Annotated in this window: 17 protein-coding genes; 5 read left to right on the forward strand and 12 right to left on the reverse strand. The window is 60.0% G+C overall.

Features of this window, described 5'->3' with window-relative positions:
- Positions 1-263 precede the first annotated feature (263 nt).
- A complete protein-coding gene (locus ACSSVQ_RS06720) occupies positions 264-1,208 on the forward strand; it encodes a LysR family transcriptional regulator (protein ID WP_454181708.1) in 945 nt (314 codons plus the stop codon).
- A 121-nt stretch (positions 1,209-1,329) separates the two neighbouring features.
- Here the strand turns inward: ACSSVQ_RS06720 and ACSSVQ_RS06725 are convergent, their stop codons facing one another.
- The 8 genes from ACSSVQ_RS06725 to ACSSVQ_RS06760 form a co-directional block, all read right to left on the reverse strand.
- Positions 1,330-1,755, reverse strand: a complete 426-nt coding sequence (locus ACSSVQ_RS06725) for an ExbD/TolR family protein (protein ID WP_339614568.1) — start codon at positions 1,753-1,755, stop codon at positions 1,330-1,332.
- 13 nt (positions 1,756-1,768) lie between these two features.
- Positions 1,769-2,200 (reverse strand): ExbD/TolR family protein, encoded by a 432-nt coding sequence (locus ACSSVQ_RS06730; RefSeq protein WP_454181618.1) that lies wholly within the window; start codon positions 2,198-2,200, stop codon positions 1,769-1,771.
- Positions 2,201-2,227: 27 nt separating this feature from the next.
- Positions 2,228-3,169: a MotA/TolQ/ExbB proton channel family protein gene (locus ACSSVQ_RS06735; RefSeq protein WP_454181620.1), complete on the reverse strand. Its 942-nt coding sequence runs from the start codon at positions 3,167-3,169 to the stop codon at positions 2,228-2,230.
- An 80-nt stretch (positions 3,170-3,249) separates the two neighbouring features.
- Positions 3,250-3,891, reverse strand: coding sequence for an energy transducer TonB (locus tag ACSSVQ_RS06740; RefSeq protein ID WP_454181621.1), 642 nt, complete (start codon positions 3,889-3,891; stop codon positions 3,250-3,252).
- Positions 3,892-3,923: 32 nt separating this feature from the next.
- Positions 3,924-4,943 (reverse strand): isopenicillin N synthase family dioxygenase, encoded by a 1,020-nt coding sequence (locus ACSSVQ_RS06745; protein WP_454181710.1) that lies wholly within the window; start codon positions 4,941-4,943, stop codon positions 3,924-3,926.
- Positions 4,936-6,369: an AtzE family amidohydrolase gene (locus ACSSVQ_RS06750; protein ID WP_454181712.1), complete on the reverse strand. Its 1,434-nt coding sequence runs from the start codon at positions 6,367-6,369 to the stop codon at positions 4,936-4,938. The genes ACSSVQ_RS06745 and ACSSVQ_RS06750 overlap by 8 nt, the downstream gene beginning before the upstream one ends.
- Positions 6,366-6,554, reverse strand: coding sequence for a DUF4089 domain-containing protein (locus tag ACSSVQ_RS06755; protein ID WP_454181714.1), 189 nt, complete (start codon positions 6,552-6,554; stop codon positions 6,366-6,368). The genes ACSSVQ_RS06750 and ACSSVQ_RS06755 overlap by 4 nt, the downstream gene beginning before the upstream one ends.
- Before the next feature lie 486 nt (positions 6,555-7,040).
- Complete coding sequence (locus ACSSVQ_RS06760; protein ID WP_293328999.1) at positions 7,041-7,775, reverse strand: GntR family transcriptional regulator; 735 nt, start codon at positions 7,773-7,775, stop codon at positions 7,041-7,043.
- Between the two features lie 339 nt (positions 7,776-8,114).
- Between ACSSVQ_RS06760 and ACSSVQ_RS06765 the strand changes: the two genes are divergently transcribed.
- Positions 8,115-8,519, forward strand: a complete 405-nt coding sequence (locus ACSSVQ_RS06765; RefSeq protein ID WP_454181716.1) for a VOC family protein — start codon at positions 8,115-8,117, stop codon at positions 8,517-8,519.
- A 59-nt stretch (positions 8,520-8,578) separates the two neighbouring features.
- On the opposite strand, the gene ACSSVQ_RS06770 is transcribed toward ACSSVQ_RS06765, so the two are convergent.
- From ACSSVQ_RS06770 to ACSSVQ_RS06785, 4 genes are all read right to left on the reverse strand, one after another.
- Positions 8,579-9,112 (reverse strand): nucleoside deaminase, encoded by a 534-nt coding sequence (locus ACSSVQ_RS06770; protein ID WP_454181718.1) that lies wholly within the window; start codon positions 9,110-9,112, stop codon positions 8,579-8,581.
- An 8-nt stretch (positions 9,113-9,120) separates the two neighbouring features.
- A complete protein-coding gene (locus tag ACSSVQ_RS06775) occupies positions 9,121-10,479 on the reverse strand; it encodes an FAD-binding oxidoreductase (protein ID WP_454181720.1) in 1,359 nt (452 codons plus the stop codon).
- Positions 10,480-10,520: 41 nt separating this feature from the next.
- Positions 10,521-11,522, reverse strand: a complete 1,002-nt coding sequence (locus ACSSVQ_RS06780; RefSeq protein ID WP_454181721.1) for an ABC transporter substrate-binding protein — start codon at positions 11,520-11,522, stop codon at positions 10,521-10,523.
- Positions 11,523-11,621: 99 nt separating this feature from the next.
- Positions 11,622-13,943: a TonB-dependent receptor gene (locus ACSSVQ_RS06785; RefSeq protein ID WP_454181723.1), complete on the reverse strand. Its 2,322-nt coding sequence runs from the start codon at positions 13,941-13,943 to the stop codon at positions 11,622-11,624.
- 413 nt (positions 13,944-14,356) lie between these two features.
- Between ACSSVQ_RS06785 and uraD the strand changes: the two genes are divergently transcribed.
- Genes uraD through uraH form a run of 3 tightly spaced genes read left to right on the forward strand, consistent with a single transcriptional unit; the run spans position 14,357 to position 16,673 of the window.
- Positions 14,357-14,863: a 2-oxo-4-hydroxy-4-carboxy-5-ureidoimidazoline decarboxylase gene (gene uraD, locus ACSSVQ_RS06790; RefSeq protein WP_454181725.1), complete on the forward strand. Its 507-nt coding sequence runs from the start codon at positions 14,357-14,359 to the stop codon at positions 14,861-14,863.
- Positions 14,860-16,329, forward strand: coding sequence for an NAD(P)-binding domain-containing protein (locus tag ACSSVQ_RS06795; RefSeq protein ID WP_454181727.1), 1,470 nt, complete (start codon positions 14,860-14,862; stop codon positions 16,327-16,329). Before uraD ends, ACSSVQ_RS06795 begins: the two co-directional genes overlap by 4 nt.
- Positions 16,326-16,673, forward strand: a complete 348-nt coding sequence (gene uraH, locus ACSSVQ_RS06800) for a hydroxyisourate hydrolase (RefSeq protein WP_454181729.1) — start codon at positions 16,326-16,328, stop codon at positions 16,671-16,673. Before ACSSVQ_RS06795 ends, uraH begins: the two co-directional genes overlap by 4 nt.
- Positions 16,674-16,680: the final 7 nt, after the last annotated feature.

The raw sequence follows: 16,680 nt of genomic DNA on the forward strand, positions 1-16,680 counted from the left end.
CACCGGAAAAAATACCCACCCATGTTCCTGGCCCTTGCATCCCTTAAATACTTCGTGAACAAAAAGCAGAAGTTCAGTAAAGGAACCAGAGGAGCTGGTTACGTGATCAGGACTGAAGATTGGAAATAACGAGCAAAATCAACAACATACCGTCGCCACCCAGGCACTATTTTATTTCCGAATATGAAGTATTCGATCCGGGAATTTTGTAGCGTCTTCCCGGCGAGCGAAGGCCAAAAAGGCGTCAGGCATAAGGTGCCGAAATGAATATCCGACAACTCGACCTCAATCTCCTGCTCATCTTCGACGCAATCTATCGCGAGAGAAGTATCAGCGGCGCGGCGCGCAAGCTGAACATGTCGCAGCCGACGGTCAGCAATGCTCTTTCGAGGTTGAGGAATTTCACCGACGACCAGCTCTTTTACCGCTCCGCGAACGCCATGCTGCCGACGCGCGCCGCGAATGCGTTGGCCGTACCCATCAGCCATGCGCTCAACGCTGTGGAAATCGGGTTTTCAACGATGAGGGATTTCGATCCGAAGACATCGGAGCGGACCTTCAGCCTCGGCATCAACGATCACATGCGGCTCATGCTCATTCCGGCACTCGCCAATGTGGTGGAGCGCGAGGCACCGAATATCGTGCTCGATTTTCAGCAGGACATAAAAAGTCCGTCGCGAACGATCGACGACATTCGACGGGGTGGTATAGACCTCACCATCCTGCCTGCGCATATGCACGGAAATGATGAGGACATTTCCATGGAGGTCCTGTATGGCGACAAGCTCGTCTTCGCTGCGCGTATGGGTCATCCAGTGGCGGGAAAGCAACTTGATGACAACGATCTGGCGTCACTCAAATTCGTGACGACCGGCGTGGCCCCTGCCATCAGACCAATTGTCGAAGCTGAATTCTCAAAGCGCGGCATCCAGCGCAAGGTCAGCTGCATCATGCCCGACACGATCACCATTCCCGCCATCATCGAGATGACGGACAATGTGGCGATCATGGGCGGCCACGACTTCCGTCGCCAGCAGCAGGAATATGCGATCACACAGCTTCACTTCCCGTTCGAGCTTCCGGAAGTTCACGGTGCGCTCTTCTGGTCGAAATCCATGGACGACGATCCCGGCCATCAATGGCTCCGCGGACAGGTAGCCCAGATCATGAAGGCCGCCATCTCGGTGAATGCTCCAGTGGGCGCGTAGTTGCTGAGTTTTCAGGGAAAGTGATGCCCAGGGGCGGATCGGGACCGTCCAGCGGGACCTCGCTCCTGAAAAACGCTATGGCGAATACAATTCCCATGCCCGCCGTCGGTGTCTGCCTTGCTCAATCCATATATTGTTCATTACCGACGAAGCCGATTTTGGTGACGCCGAGGCGTTGCGCAGCGGACAGCACCTTGGCGACATAGTCGTATTTGACGAGCCGGTTGGGCCGCAGATGCACTTCCGGCTGCGGCTGCATCCCGGCGATCTCGGTGAACTTGTCTTCAAGGTCCACCGTGGTCGGGACGGCGTTGCCGTTCCAGAACACCGTGCCGTCGAAGTCGACTTCGAGATCCACGACGACGGGATCGGGACGCTCGTCGCTCACCGTCATCTGCGGCATGTCCAGCTTCACAGCCTGGGTCTGCAGCGGAATGGTGATGATGAGCATCACGAGAAGAACAAGCAACACGTCGATCAGCGGCGTGGTGTTCATCTCCACCATCGGTTCGTCGTCGCCGCCTTCCGTGCCCACATTCATTGCCATGTCGACTTACTCCTCATGCACCATTGGGCGGGGTGGGCTCCGTGATGAAGCCGACCTTGCGGATGCCTGCGCGCTGCGCGGCCACGATCAGCCGCCCGATCGCCTCGAAGCGGACCTCCGCATCGCCGCGCACCTGGATCTCCGGCTGCGGGGTCATCGCCGACACCTCCTTCAGCTTGTCCAGAAGCGCCTGCCTGTCCGGCACCGCGGACGCGTTCCAGTAGTAGTTGCCGTCCGCATCCACCGCGACGGTGATGTTCTCAGGCTTGGTGTGGTTCGCTTCGCTGTCGGCCACCGGCAGGTTCACCGGCACCGTCTGGATCGCCACGGGGATGGTGATCAGGAAGATGATGAGAAGCACCAGCATCACATCCACCAGCGGCGTGGTGTTGATCGCCGAGATCACTTCCTCGTCGCCATCTTCGCTACCGACATTCATTGCCATGACATCACCTCCATTCCGATGACGACATCAGGCCCGACGGCCGGTGAGAATGCGCAGATGGACTTCCGTGGCAAAGCGCTTCGCGCGGGAGGTGACGCCCTTGTTGCGGCGCATCAGCAGGTTGTAGCCGAGCACCGCGGGCACGGCGACGGCAAGGCCGATGGCCGTCATGATGAGCGCCTCGCCCACCGGGCCCGCCACCTTGTCGATCGAGGCCTGTCCCGACATGCCGATCGCCACCAGCGCGTGGTAGATGCCCCACACCGTGCCGAAGAGACCGACAAAGGGCGCGGTGGAGCCGACGGTGGCCAGGAAGGCGAGACCGCCCTGCAGCTTCTGCGTCAGCGTTTCCACGCCACGATTGAGCGCGGCGGCCGACCAGTCGGCCAGCGTCACCTCGCCCGACAGGCCCTTGTCATATTGTTCCACCGCTTCTTCGCCTTCCATCGCGATGGAGCGGAAGGAGTTTCGCTCCGGCAGGGCGGCGATGCCTTCCTTCAGCGTGGAGGTCGGCGCGAAGAGCTTGATCACCCGGTTGAACTGATCGAACAGACGGCGCTGTTCGAAGAGCTTTGTGATGAGGATGTACCAGGATCCCATCGACATCAGCGCGAGAATGAGCAGCGTGCCCTTGGACACGAAGTCGCCCTGGTTCCAGAGCGCGCTCAGCCCGTAGGGATTGGCCGGTTCTTCATCCATGGCCACATCGGCCATCGGCCCTTCGGCGGGAACTTCGCCCTCTTCCGCCGCCATGGCGTCTTCGCCGGCGGGCAGGTCACCCGGTTCCGGTAGGCCCGCTTCATCAGTCGCAGGCGCCTGGTCGTCCGCCGCGGGCACCGGGTCGTCCGCCGGTGCAGCGTCTTCCGCCGCGGGCGCCGCCGCCTCCTGCGCATGGAGGGCGGGCGAGATCAGCAGGCCCGCCCCGAGCGTCGCGGCGACAGCGAGTGCTTTCAGGGAAGGGATCGTCAAAACAAACCGCGTATTCATCTCATCAGGTCCTTTAACTCGTCTACGCTTGCGCACCTCGACGGCGCGGCTTCACACTCTCGTCAATCCGTCAGCTTGAATGCGACGGCAAACTTGATCCAATGGCCCACCGGCTTGCCGTTCTGCATCGCCGGCAGGAAGTGCCATTTGCGCTTGGCGTGAATGAGGGCCGTCTTGTCGAGACGGGGAAAGCCGCTCGACTGCGCGATCCTGCCCTTCGTCACATCGCCGGTTTCGTCCACATAAAGCTCCAGTACGACGCGCCCCTCTTCGCCCATGCGCCGCGAGGCGGCGGGATAAGGCGGCTGCGTATTGCCGTGGCTCGGGTCGGCCCGGGGACCCGTCACTGCCGGCTTCTGCTGACGCTTCACGGGCTGCGGCTCCGGCTTCGTCTCCTGCACCGCCTGGATGGCCTTGGGCGCGGGCGGCGGCGTTTCGAGCTTGATCTCCGGCGGCGGTATATAGGCAGGCTCCGGCGGCGCCAGATCCGGCGGCGGGGGCGGCGTCTCAGGCGCGGGCGGCTCCGGCGCGCTTTCCTCTTCCAGGAGCGTCACCTGAAGCGGCACCTGCGCTTCTTCCTCATCCTTGCTGCCCAGCCCGAAGACAAGCGCCGCCAGCAGCACGACATGCAGCCCCAGCACAATCGCCAGTCCAACAACGCGGCTCGATCCCGGATGGCCTTCCCGAAAGTCCAGCGAACTCAAATAATCAACTCCTTGCTATGCGGCCCCAAGGATCACCGCGCCTGTATCTGCCGCAGCTTGATCTCCAAGTGCTCTCCGGAACTCACCGGTTCATAGAACAACCCCTCGGCGCCACGACAACTCGGCAGGCATTCAACGACTGCGTCATAATTTGGCTGATGAAAGAACGCGATCGACAGCCGGTCGCTACCGTCAACCTTGTCTGCCGGTGGGTTCACGACTCGATGGATGGTCGAAACCCAGCGGTCATTCGTCCATCGGGCCATCAGGTCGCCAATATTGACGACAAAGGCGTCGGGGATGATCCGGACGTTTTTCCAAGCGCCGTCGGTGCCGAGCACCTGCAGCCCGCCGGGCCTGTCTTCGGCATGCAAGATGGTGAGACTTCCATAGTCCGTATGCGCACCAGCCCGGACCTCATTCGCCATTGATCGGGTGGTTGGTTGGGGATAGTTCGACACCAGCATGTTGCTGATGTGACGGTCGATCTTGTCTGCAAAGAAGGATTCTTCCAGACCCAGCGCGACCGCAAAAATGCACATCAACTCCGCGGCCAGCCTTTCCATTTCGCCGTAATAATCTTCCCAGGCGGGGCGGAAGCCTTCGATCCTGTCGGGCCATATGTTGGCAGCAAAGAAATCACGACCGGCTTCGGAGAAGAAGTAGGGGTTGTTCTTGTCCGCGACCTCAGGCCCGGCGGTGAATGTCTCCCGAAAATCCGGCACGGCCTTTTCATCATTAAAGGCGCGCGCGAGCGCAGCGGAGTCAATCCTCGTGTAACCGCGATAGACCTCCGGGTTCTGCGAGGAGACGGCCTGCTTTTCCTCGACCGGCAGGGAGAAGAAGTTACGCACGACCCGTTCCAGTCGCCCGATCGTTTCCGCCGGAACACCATGCCCCTTTATGACAAGGAACCCGATTTCCCGGCATGCCTCATCAACCTGCCGCGCAATCCTGCGTCGGAACTCGGGGTCCTTCGACCTCCACATCGAAATGTCGATGAGGGGAAGCGCTGCGTCCGGCGCACCATCTATCGGCTTCAAGTCATCCATTGCGGGACGTCTCCTCAACACCTATTGCCGACTCGAGCGAAGCCGCGACGGGAGCCGATGCAATCCCCAGACGTTCCAGTTCCGCGGCGACACGCAGCGCCATATCCTCACGCCAGGGCGCAGCAACGACCTGCACGCCCAGCGGCAGCCGCGCCACGCCATGCAGCGGCGCGACGACAACGGGAAGCCCCGCAAATGAAAGCGGTTGAGTGAAGACACCGAGATTGGGGCGCAAAGGCAGCGTCCGATCTCCGACGGTCAGCCATTTTTCTCCCCGCTCCGGTGCCGGACAGGGCGTCGCCGGCGCGAGGATGACGTCGACCTCACGAAAGAGTTTCAGACATTGCTCGTGAAACCAGCGGCGGAAACGCTGCGCGGCGACATACCAGTGCGCGGGCAATACCGCGCCTGCCAGGAAACGATAGCGCGTATCCGGATCGAAATCAGCGGCGCGTGTCCGCAACCGGTCCAGATGCAGCGAACCGCCTTCACTCGCCGTCATGACGAACGCGGCCGCCCGCGCTCGCGCGGCTTCAGGCAATACAACTTCGCGGCGGACAGAGAGGGCGCGCGCGGCACGAACGACCGCTTCATGCGCCTCCGATGCGCCGCCACTTGCAAAATAGTCGCCTGCGACAGCAATGCGAAGGCCGTTCGCGCCTTCACTCAATGATGAAACCGTTTGCCGCGTCGGTTTTTTTGCGCAGACCGGATCGCTTGCTTCGTATCCCTGCATCGCATCGAAGGAAAGCGCCAGATCGCTTGCGCTTCTCGCCATCGGCCCGACATGGTCCAGGCTATCGCAAAAGGGGAAGGTCCCCGTTCGCGGCAGCCGGCCATAGGTCGGCTTCAACCCGAAGACGCCGCACAGCGCCGAGGGCACACGGATGGAGCCGTTCGTGTCCGACCCGAGCGCGAGCGGCACCATACCGGCGGCAACGGCCGCACCGCTACCACCAGACGATCCACCCGTCATATGTGCAGTGTCATGCGGATTCCGGCTGGGGCCGTCATGCGCGTTCTCGCCCGTGAAGTCATAGGCGTATTCGCCCATATTCAGCCCGCCGAGCAAAACGGCGCCCGCTGCGCGAAGCCGACGGATCAGCAACGCATCCCCTTCAGCCGGAGGACGATCCCGATTGATCTTCGAGCCGGCGCGTGTCGGCAGGCCTTCGATATCGAAAAGGTTTTTGACGGCGAAAGGCACACCGGCGAGCGGCCCCGGGTCCCGCCCCGCCGTGATAGCGGCATCGACGCCTTCCGCTTCGCGCGCCGCCCGCTCCGACGTCAGGTCCGAGAACGCATTGACGATGCCGTCCACCCGCCCGATCCGCTCGCAAGAGGCGTTCAGGATTTCCACGGCCGAAATTCCGCCGCTTCGGACGGCCGCCGCCATTTCGCTCGCAGTCATATCACCCACAGTCATTCGACATCACCCGGGCAAAAGACGGAAGCTGCCTCGTCGCATTGCGCGGCCGGAGGACAATCCAGCAGAAGCGCCGCGATCGCCTGTATCCGCTCCAGATTCACGAGAACCTCGTCGCGATATTCGGACGGAATCTCCAGGCCGATCATGGCGGCAGCGTCATCGAGATACCGATCGAGCGACATGTAAAGACGACCCCTGCGTTACTTCGGGCCTGCACGTCACCCGAAGCCAGCCGAACTGCCGAATGCACACCGATTTCTTGGCACATCTCAGCAACAAGGCATCATTTATTTATCAACTTCGCGGACATGGGACGCTATGCAGTAAAATTGGGTCCCGCCGCGCTCTATTTTCTGTTGATGTACATATAGCAAGCCCCATGCCATTTCCCCTCGACCGGAGGATGATCAGAAAACGGCGGAGTTCCGGGCTTTTTCAACGCGACTTTTCGGGGTGAGACCGCGGAGATACTGCCGAGACGACATTTTGTATGCAGTTTGAGATTTCCTGCATAAATATTATGCATCAAATGGATGCAAGGGGAGCATCCCTCACCCGATGACGGGGGACGAACAGCCCCGTGCCGCAGGACAATGCAGACACCCGGCCGAAAATCGCTGATATGGATGGCCGACGGCCCAAGAGGACGGAACGATCCAGGCGGACGGCTACTCGGATGCCGGTTTCACATTCGCAGCGAAGGCGACATAAGCCCCCTGAGCCGCCGCGATATGATCGCGCATGACGTTCATCACCGTCATCTGGTCGCCGCGCAAAATGGCGCGGATTATGTACTCATGCTCCTCGCAGGAACGCGCCATGCGCTCCGGGGTCTGAAACTGCGCCCTTCGGAAAGGCGACAGACGCACCCGGACGAGATGTGCGGCGTCGGCGAGATAAGCGTTGTGGCTTCCCGAATAGATGATGCTGTGAAAAACGGCATTGGCCTTGGCATAGCCGTCAGCATCTCCATCACGCATGAGCTGGCGGCACACATCGTGCTGCTTCTCCAGCAGCGCCCGCTCCTCGCTCGTCATCTTGATGCTCGCCAGCCGCGCGCAAGATACCTCCAACTCACCCATCAACTCGAACAGGCTGGAGAGCTGATCGGGGGACACTTCCGCGACAGTCATCGTCCGCCGCGCACCGCGCTCGACAAGCCCGATGGAATTGAGCTGCTTCAATGCCTCGCGCACCGGCGTGCGGGAAACATTGAACCGCTCCGCCAGTTGGATTTCGTCGAGCCTGGTTCCAGGCGGCATCCGGCCGCTGGTAATTTCGTCGGATATACAAAGACGGAGTTCCTCGGCGCGCGTCTTCGCAGGCCGCTTCTTACCCCCATCCAGAGGCAGCGCGATAAGCCCACCGTAATCGACGCGCAAAACATCGTTTTCAGTAGGCATCGTGGCTTCTTTCGTTGACCGCTCTTTCTTCACAACCTGCTCCTGAAATCACCTCAGAAACGGCCGCACAGGGCACTAATCGGTCTTGTCGCCACAAACCTTCATACGATAAGCCCCTCACCGACCTCCGTATGTCACACCTTAAACGCAACAGCATCCAGAGCAAGCTCCCCCTCAACTACGAACACAACGGACCTCCTTAGACACCTCGACACGGATCTCCGACCAAGCGGCTCAATTCCGAAAACGTGCTGTCTCGCGCTTCCCTAAGATCATCATTATACGAATAATATGCTATATTCCCTCACGACACACGAGAAAACCCTGTTGGAGTGAGCCATGCAATTCGGAAAGATCGATCACATCGCCATCGCCGTCGAAGATTTCGACGGGCGCATCAACCAATTGACCGGCACCGGGGCCCTGCGGGTTATTCGCCACGGCAAGACGGGGAGCGGGCAACGCCTCGCCATGCTCGGCGACGGCACGGGCATGAAAATCGAGATCGTCGAATCCGTCGACGACAAGGCGCCCCGCTTCCTGCACATTGCCTTTCTCAGCGAAGATGTCGACGGCGCCGGCGCCATGCTCGACCAGCTCGGATGGTCTACCAAATTCGGACCGGCGGAGCTTGCCGCCGCGAAGGCCTATACCGTCATGATGACGGATGGCGAAGGGCTCGACCTGCAGGCGATCCGCTACGACACCGACAGCCCCGACCTGGCACAGTGGCGGAAAGACTGACCCCCGCCGCCGCGCTGTCCGGCGAAGCTCGCATCCACCGTCTTTCGACCGTTTCACCCTCATATACTTGTCGGCCTGTGTGCGAACAGATCGTCATTGTCACCGATAAGCACGCCGCCCAAAACCTTCCCGCCATAGAAAGGAGCGTGCGCGCATATTTGCGATGCCTCGATCATGATCTGGTCCATACCGAGTTCTCTCAGCCGATGGATCCCGATGCCGAATACGACGCCGCCGATCCCCGCCCAGATCAAAGCCGACATACACATCGGACAAGGTTCCGCCGTGCTGTAAAGAACCTTGTCGCTCAGTTCGATATTACCGATTTCGTTCTTTCGGCTATCAGCGCCATGCGCCCGCACGAAGTTGTTCAAAGCAACGATTTCGCCGTGAAAAATCGGATTGTCGGTTGCTTCATTGGCGCCCGTCGCAACGGTGCGGTCGCTTGCCGGATCGACGATGACCGCACCGAAAGGCCACATCGGATTGCGCATGCCTTCCTCAATGGCGAGGCGCATGTAGCGCTCATGCGCCTCCATGGGAATCGTCGAGATATCCACTTGCGGGGCCTGCATATCCTTGGGAACCGTCATCGACAGCATCACCCCGCCTGGCGAATCTTGGCCGGCGTGTAGTCGCGCATCTTGCCGGGATTGAGAAGACCGTAAGGATCGATGCCAAGTTTGAATTCCGCCCGGTCGCGATACGACACGACGTCGCGCGCGCCATCTTCCAGATTGGAAACATGCGGATTGACGACGGTAACGCCCTGCTTTTCGTGGAGCGACATGACCTCTTCCAACCGATCCGCCGTGGTGTAGCGTACCACCGACGCGCCGGTGCATGCGATGTCGGAGCCGGCTCGAATGAATTCGAGATGCCACAGCACTTCATCTCCGAAAAGCTCACGCAAGGCTTCGATATCCCGGTACATGGTTTCAGAAGGGAAGACCGTCTGGATATAGGTCACGCTGCGATCATGCTTCAGCACCTGAAGCGTGGTGTGGTTCCAGCAATATTCGTAGACGGGCTCTTTGGCGGGATTGCTTTCTCCCTCCGCCATGTCTTCCTCATAGACGATCGTACCGCCATGCCCGGCGGCAATCTCGGCGGTCGGGATGACGCCGGAGGGGGCGACCATCAGAAGGACGACGGGCTTTCCCTCGGGAATGACTTTGGCGAAGTGGACGAAATAGGGCGTAATCGTTGAATCGACCACGGCGCATGCATACTTGGCGATTCCCGGGCTCGCCGTGAACTCTTGTGCAAATTGAACGGCGGATATGAAGTCGTCGAATGCGACGATCATGTCGCGCCAATGCGTGCGGTTTTCTACCGGCAGTTCCAGCTCCACCACGATGCCCGTCGTCCCGAAGCTGCGATTGATGAGATCGGTGTCATTGCCACGCAGCTCGATGATGCGCGGCTCCTCTTCCAGCGTCACAATGCGGGCACCCACAACATTGCCGCGATCGTCAAGGAAACCCCAGGTCAGCGATCCGAGACCGCCCGCGCCACCACAGATGTGCCCGCCGATCGTCGCCGTCTTCTTGGTGGATGGGAACATACGCAGTTCCTTGCCCTGGGCCCATAATTCCTGGTCGAGGTCATAAAGAAGCTTGCCCGCCTGAACGCGCGCGACGCCGTCTTTCACCCATTGCAGCTGATCGAGCCCCATCATGTCGAGCACGATGCCGCCTTCGAACGGCATGGACTGACCGTAATTGCCCGTGCCGCCGCCACGCGGCGTCAACGGCACCCCGAAACGCGCACAGGCGGACGCCACCGTGATGACGTCCTTTTCGTCTCGCGGGCAAACCACGAGTTCCGCGGTCTTGTCGCGCAGCTGCTCGAAGAGAATGGGGCTGTACCAGAAAAAGTCCCGGCTCTTCCTCTTGATCCCCACCTCATCGTCGATGACGGGAATGTCGCCAAGGGCGGCCCTGAAATCTTCATGCATAACTCTACCTCAACTTATAGAAACAAGACCCGGGTTTACCTTCAGGGCTTCGTCAGCTTGTCGGGGTGAACGAAGTCCAGCGTGTAGGCGCTTTTGTAGTCGAAGGAGTCCGGGATGTTTCCCGCTTCGACCTCGGTCTGAAAGAACTCCTTCCAGCGCGCATTCGTCATCGTGCCGATGCCACCGGTTTCGGCATCTCCACCTTCAACTATTCCGCTTTCCAGGATCGCCTGCTTTGCATCCTCGAAGGTCTCGGGCGTGTAGTCCTGATTGCCGGCCAGGATCAGCGCTTCGGCCCCGGACGAATCCCCGTGAAAGAACTCTTTCCACCCCTCGCTTGTCGCCGTGATGAACCTTTGCAGCACATCGGCGTTCTCTTCGGCGAATTTGTGCGTGGCGATGACAGTGTTGCCGTAGGGATTGTATCCGTTGTCGGCCAGCAGGAACGTCTTGACCTCGATCCCCTCACGCTTCAACTGCCCGACATCGTTCGTCAAAAACCCCTGCTGAATGGCCTTCTCATTGGAAAGGAAGAAGGCATAGCTATAGGGATACGGCCTGATCTGATCGTCGGTGAAACCGTATTTCTTCTTCAATGTCGGCCAGAAGGACATAACGCTCAGATTGGTGATCGCAGCCGGATGCCCTTTCAGGTCCGCAATGGTTTCGATCTCCGGGTCGTCATGCGCGAACAGAATGGTCGGCTCCTTCTGGAAGAAGGCTGCGGCGGTGACAAACTCCAACCCCACGGCATTCGCATTGAAGACAATGGAGGAGTTGCCCAGCACCACGTCATAGGCCCCCGCAGCCAGCAGCTGACCTAGATTTTTCTGCGGACTGCCCGGATCGATTTCGACGTCGAGCCCGTAGCGTTCGTAAATCCCGTCAGCCTTGGCCTGGTAGAAACCGCCATATTCCGCCTGGGGAAGCCAGCTCAGGCCGAGTCGAATCCGGTCGGCCGCGCCGGCCGACGACGACGCGACGAAAACGGCCATCGCCGCGAGCATAATGAATCCACGTATACCGATCATCGAACCTGACATTTCATCACGCTCCCTCATCTTTCCAATCACCGTTTCATGGCGGCGACAACCGCCGCGCATGCCGTACTCTACAATGGCATACGCGGCGGCCCTGACGCATCAGAACGAATAGCTCACGCGAGCAATCACCTGACGCGGAGGTACGTATTGACTGGCCGTCGTCCCGATACCGAAGGAATTGGTGAAGCGGGAGACGACTGCATCATTGTCGAAGACATTCGTCGCCGTCAGCGAGAACTTCCAGTCGCCGGCCGGCGGCATATAGTCGAAGTAGAGGTTCCACAACCCATAGCCGTCGATGCTGTCCAGGCTACTGCTGTTGAAGACGCGGTAGATGAAGTCACCCTGGTAGACATACTGGACGCGGGAGGTGAAGGTGCCGCCATCGTTGAAGCCATAGGTGTGCGTCAACGCCAGAGAGCCCGCGAAGGACGGCGTCTTGGGAAGTTCGTTACCCTTGATGTTCTTGATCGCAAGACCGCGGTAGTAGGTCAGACAAGAATAGTCGAAGGGGGAACAGCCGGAGGTCGCCGCCGCATTGTTGGCCGCCACGCTGTCCAGCGTGTAGAAGTCCGATGTGACTTCGCTGTGGAGCACCGTCGCGTTGCCGTCGAGACGGAGATTGTAGGGCAGACGCGCACCGAATTCGGCTTCCGCGCCATATACTTCGGACTTCGGAATGTTCGCAACGCCGCCTTGATAGGGCACCGGGTCGTCGCTGATGAACTGAAAGTTCTTGTAGTCATAGTGGAAGGCGGCAAAGTTCGCCGTCAGCGCGTTGCCGAAGAACCTGTTCTTCGACCCGACCTCAATGGAGTCGACCGTTTCCGACTCGAACGTCTTCTCGACAAGCGTCGGGTTCGAGTTGAGGTTGGTACCGCCCGGCTTGAAACCGCGCGACCAGCTCGCATAGAGCATATTGTCGTCGGTCAGGTCGTATTCCAGCGCCACCTTGCCGGTAAGCTCGTTGCCGACCGTGCTCGCGGTCGATGCCGGGCCGTAAGCACCGAAATTGGAGAGCGACCAGCCTTCCACTTCGTCATGCGTGAAACGTGCGCCCGCCGTGAACCGCAGCGCATCCGTGAAGTGATAGGTCCCCTGACCGTATCCCGAATATGACCTCCGGGTCGTGACGGCCTGTACGCCATACCCCCAGTTCGACGGCAATCCGCCGGGCGGCATCTCGGTGATGTCGGGCGTCGGCTGGTTGGGAGCCGTGTTGTAGTACTCCACGACGCGCGACTTGTTGGACGTGTAGAGATAGAAGGCACCGACGATCCAGTCGAGAGACGTGTCGGCCGAGGTCGGCGAGGTCAGATTGACTTCCTGGGTCCAGCTCACATTGGTCTGTCCCGTGAACGGCATGATGTCGTGCCCGGTCGGGTAGTGAGCGAGATCGAGCCGGTCATTGTCGAAAGCGGCGTGCCATGCGGCATTCTGATAGCTCGTGATCGACTTCAGCGACGCCCAGTCGAAATCATAATTCAGCGTCAGCGCTTCGATATACTGGCGCGTCTTCATCCAGCCGGGATAATCCTGCGTCAGCTTGCGGGGATCCGGCTCGGGATCGAGAATGTTCTTCAGCGCAGCGTCATTCGTATTGGAATCGTAGATCTGCGAAAGGAATGTGGCCGAGAAACGATCGTTGGGCGACCAGAGAACTTCCGCACGACCGGTCGTATTGTTGGCGTCGTCGAGGTCGTAACCGCTCAGCGCGACCGACTCGGCAAAACCGTCATGCTGCATGTGCTCGAAGGTGCCCCTGACGGCAAGCTCGCCTTCAACCAACGGCACATTGAAGGTCGCAATCGTGTCGGTGAGGTTGTAGGTGCCATAAGCCGCGCTCAGATTACCGCTGTAATCGTAAAGGTTGGGCTTGTTGGTGACGACATTCAGTGTGCCGCCCACCGAGTTCTGGCCGTAAACGGTTCCCTGCGGACCGCGCTGCACTTCGACACGATCGACGTCGAGAAAGCTCTGCTGAAGCGCAACTGGATTGACGATATAGATCCCGTCGACATGGAAGGCGACCGAAGGCTGGGCAATCGAGTTCTGCGCCGTCTCGTATCCGACGCCGCGAATGGCCACCACGCGCGACCAGCCTTCATTCGGCGTCACGGTCAAGCCGGGCACGACGCCATTCAAATCGACCGCACTCTTGATATTCGCCTGTTCGAGCGCTTCCGCCGGCAAGGCGGTAATGGCGGCCGGCGCCTTTTGAAGCGAAACTTCGCGCTTGTCCGCGGTCACGACGACTTCGCCGTATTCCGCGCCGCCTTGCGTATCATCCAGGGTTGCGACGGCTTCGTCCGTCTCCGCCGCCGTTTCCTCTGCTCTCGCTCCCGCGCTCGCCAGCACAAGCACCGACGCCGTCCCCATGAGCAAAGCAAGCCGGCAGGCCCACGCTTTACTATTCGTCATGTTGCTCTACTCCAAACTGTTACTGTACGGACTAGTGGCAACGACTAATCGCGACACGCCCTTCCGGAACGCGCAGCTCGCCCTGGCGAGATCGTTTGCCGCACTTCGCACGCACAACTGAACCAAGAGCCCCCCGGGGCTCGATTGCATACAATTGCCAAATCCATGCCAGTTGCGATCACTTCCAAAGATCGCGGTATTGTGCGGATTTTTTCGAAAAGCCTTTTTTCGCGCGGCGCCCGAATTGCATACATATTGCACATGCGAAAAATATTTATGACCAATTTTTAGCCAAAAACCTGCTCACGTCGTCTTTTTGTGTACATTTTCGGCCGTTTTTGCTGGCACGGGCATTGCTCTAGGCCTGACAGGCCCCTTATTCCGGCGGCCAATGTGCACAGGACCCACCCGGTATGACCTTGTCGGAGTTGAATGCGTTGGATGAAGAAGGGTTCGTCGACACCCTTGGCGGCGTCTTCGAACACTCACCCTGGATCGCCGCCGCAGCCTGGAAAGAACGTCCCTTCGATACTCTTTCAGACCTCTACGATGCCTTCATGCGGGTGGTGGCCGACGCAGGCGACGAAGCGCAATTCGCCCTGATCGACGCGCATCCGGATCTGGCGGGAAAGCTTGCCCTAAGCCGCGACCTCACAGCCGCCTCCCAACGCGAACAGGCAAACGCGGGGCTGGACGCACTGTCGCCTGAGGAATTCCAACGCTTTCACGAGCTGAACAATGCCTACCGGTTGCGCTTCGGCATGCCATTCATCATTTGCGTCCGTCTCAATACCAAAGAGACGATCCTCGCCGAGTTCGAGCGGCGCCTGCTCTGCGAGCCGGCCGCCGAAAGGCAGGAAGCGTTAAAGCAGATCGGGCTTATCGCCCAACTAAGATTGACGGAGTTGCTGGGTCAATGAGTGAGATCGACAGGGTCGATGCAAAGATGGCTTTTACCGATGCCCCGACGCCGGAAGCCGCCGGTGCACTAACGCGGCTGTCGGCACAGGTCCGCCACGATCTGGAAATGCTGGATTATCCTGCGCGGGAATGGGTGAGACCGCACACCCATCGTTCGGGCAGGCATGTCTATGACGTCGTCATCGTGGGCGGCGGGCAGTGCGGTCTCGCCGCCGCCTTCGGCCTGATGCGCGAAAAGGTCGGCAACATTCTTGTCGTCGATGAAAACCCCGAAGGGCTGGAAGGCCCGTGGGTCACCTATGCGCGTATGGTCACATTGCGCACGCCGAAGCATCTCACCGGGCCCGATCTGGGTGTCCCCTCGCTCACCTTTCGGGCCTGGTGGGAAGCGCAATTCGGCGCCGAGGGCTGGGAAGCCCTCGGCAAAATTCCCAGGGAAGAGTGGATGCGCTATCTGCGCTGGTTCCGGCGTGTACTGGATATTCCCGTCCGCAACTCCCTGAAAGTCCGGCTCGTCGAGCCGTTGGAACCCGGCCTCTTCGAGGTGAAAACGGACGCAGCCTCATCCATACCGCCAATTCTTGCGCGGAAAGTCGTGTTCGCCACCGGCATCCAGGGCGGTGGCGAATGGCATGTGCCGGCGTTCATAAAGAGCGCTGTCTCGCCCGCGCGCTACGCCCACACTTCCGAGCAAATCGACTTCGGAGCGCTCAAGGGCAATAAGATCGGCATACTGGGCGGCGGCGCCTCCGCGTTCGACAATGCGCAATATGCGCTGGAAGCGGGCGTCGGGGAGGCGCATGTCTTTATCCGGCGCGAGCGCATACCGCGCATCAATCCCATTCGCTATATGGAGAATGCGGGTTTCCTCCGGCATTTCGCCACGCTGGACGATGCAACGAAATATGCGGGCATCTCTTTTTTCCTGCAGCACAATCAGCCGCCGACCAACGATACCTATAATCGCGCCGCCGCCTTTTCCGACTTCCACCTGCATCTCGGCTCGCCCTGGACGCATGTCGAGGAAATCGCGGACGGCGTGCGCGTCGTCACACCGAAGGGCGAGTTTCTGTTCGACTTCATCATCCTGAGCACGGGCCTTCTCACCGACGTCGCTCTCAGGGAAGAACTTTCCGCCGTCGCCGACGACATCGCCCGCTGGCGCGACCGATACACACCGCCGAACGGCGAAGACAATGCGTTGATCGACAAGCATCCCTATCTGGGGCCGGGTTTCGAGTTCACGCCGCGAACGGCGGAAGGCGCCGCGCGCATACACGGTCTTTTCGCATTCAACTATTCGGCGCTGGCAAGCCTCGGCCTGTCGGCATCGGCCTTGTCCGGCATGAAATTCGCCATGCCGCGCCTCGTCGAGGGCGTGACGAACCAGCTCTTCATGGATGACCGAGGCGTCATTCTCGATGAGTACTTCGCTTACGATACAGAGGAGTTCCTGGGGGCATGACTGGCAAGCTCACCACACATGTCCTCGACACGGCGCGCGGCATGCCCGCGGCGGGACTTCGCCTGACCCTGCGCAGGCTTTCGCCCGACCCGCTCGGGCCACGCCATTTCACGCTTGGCGATGACGGGCGGGCAACGCTCGTCGAAAGCCCGACGCTGGAATCCGGACTCTACGAAATCGTTTTCCTTGTCGCCGAATACCAGAGAGAAAACGGGCTCGACCTTCCCGAGCCGCCCTTCTTTGACGAAATCCCGATCCGCTTCGGCATCGCGGATGGCACGGCGCATTATCATGTGCCCCTGATCCTCAGCCCCTATGGCTACTCGACCTATCGGGGCGGCTAGGCATACC

This window comes from Parvibaculum sp. MBR-TMA-1.3b-4.2, from assembly GCF_053628815.1.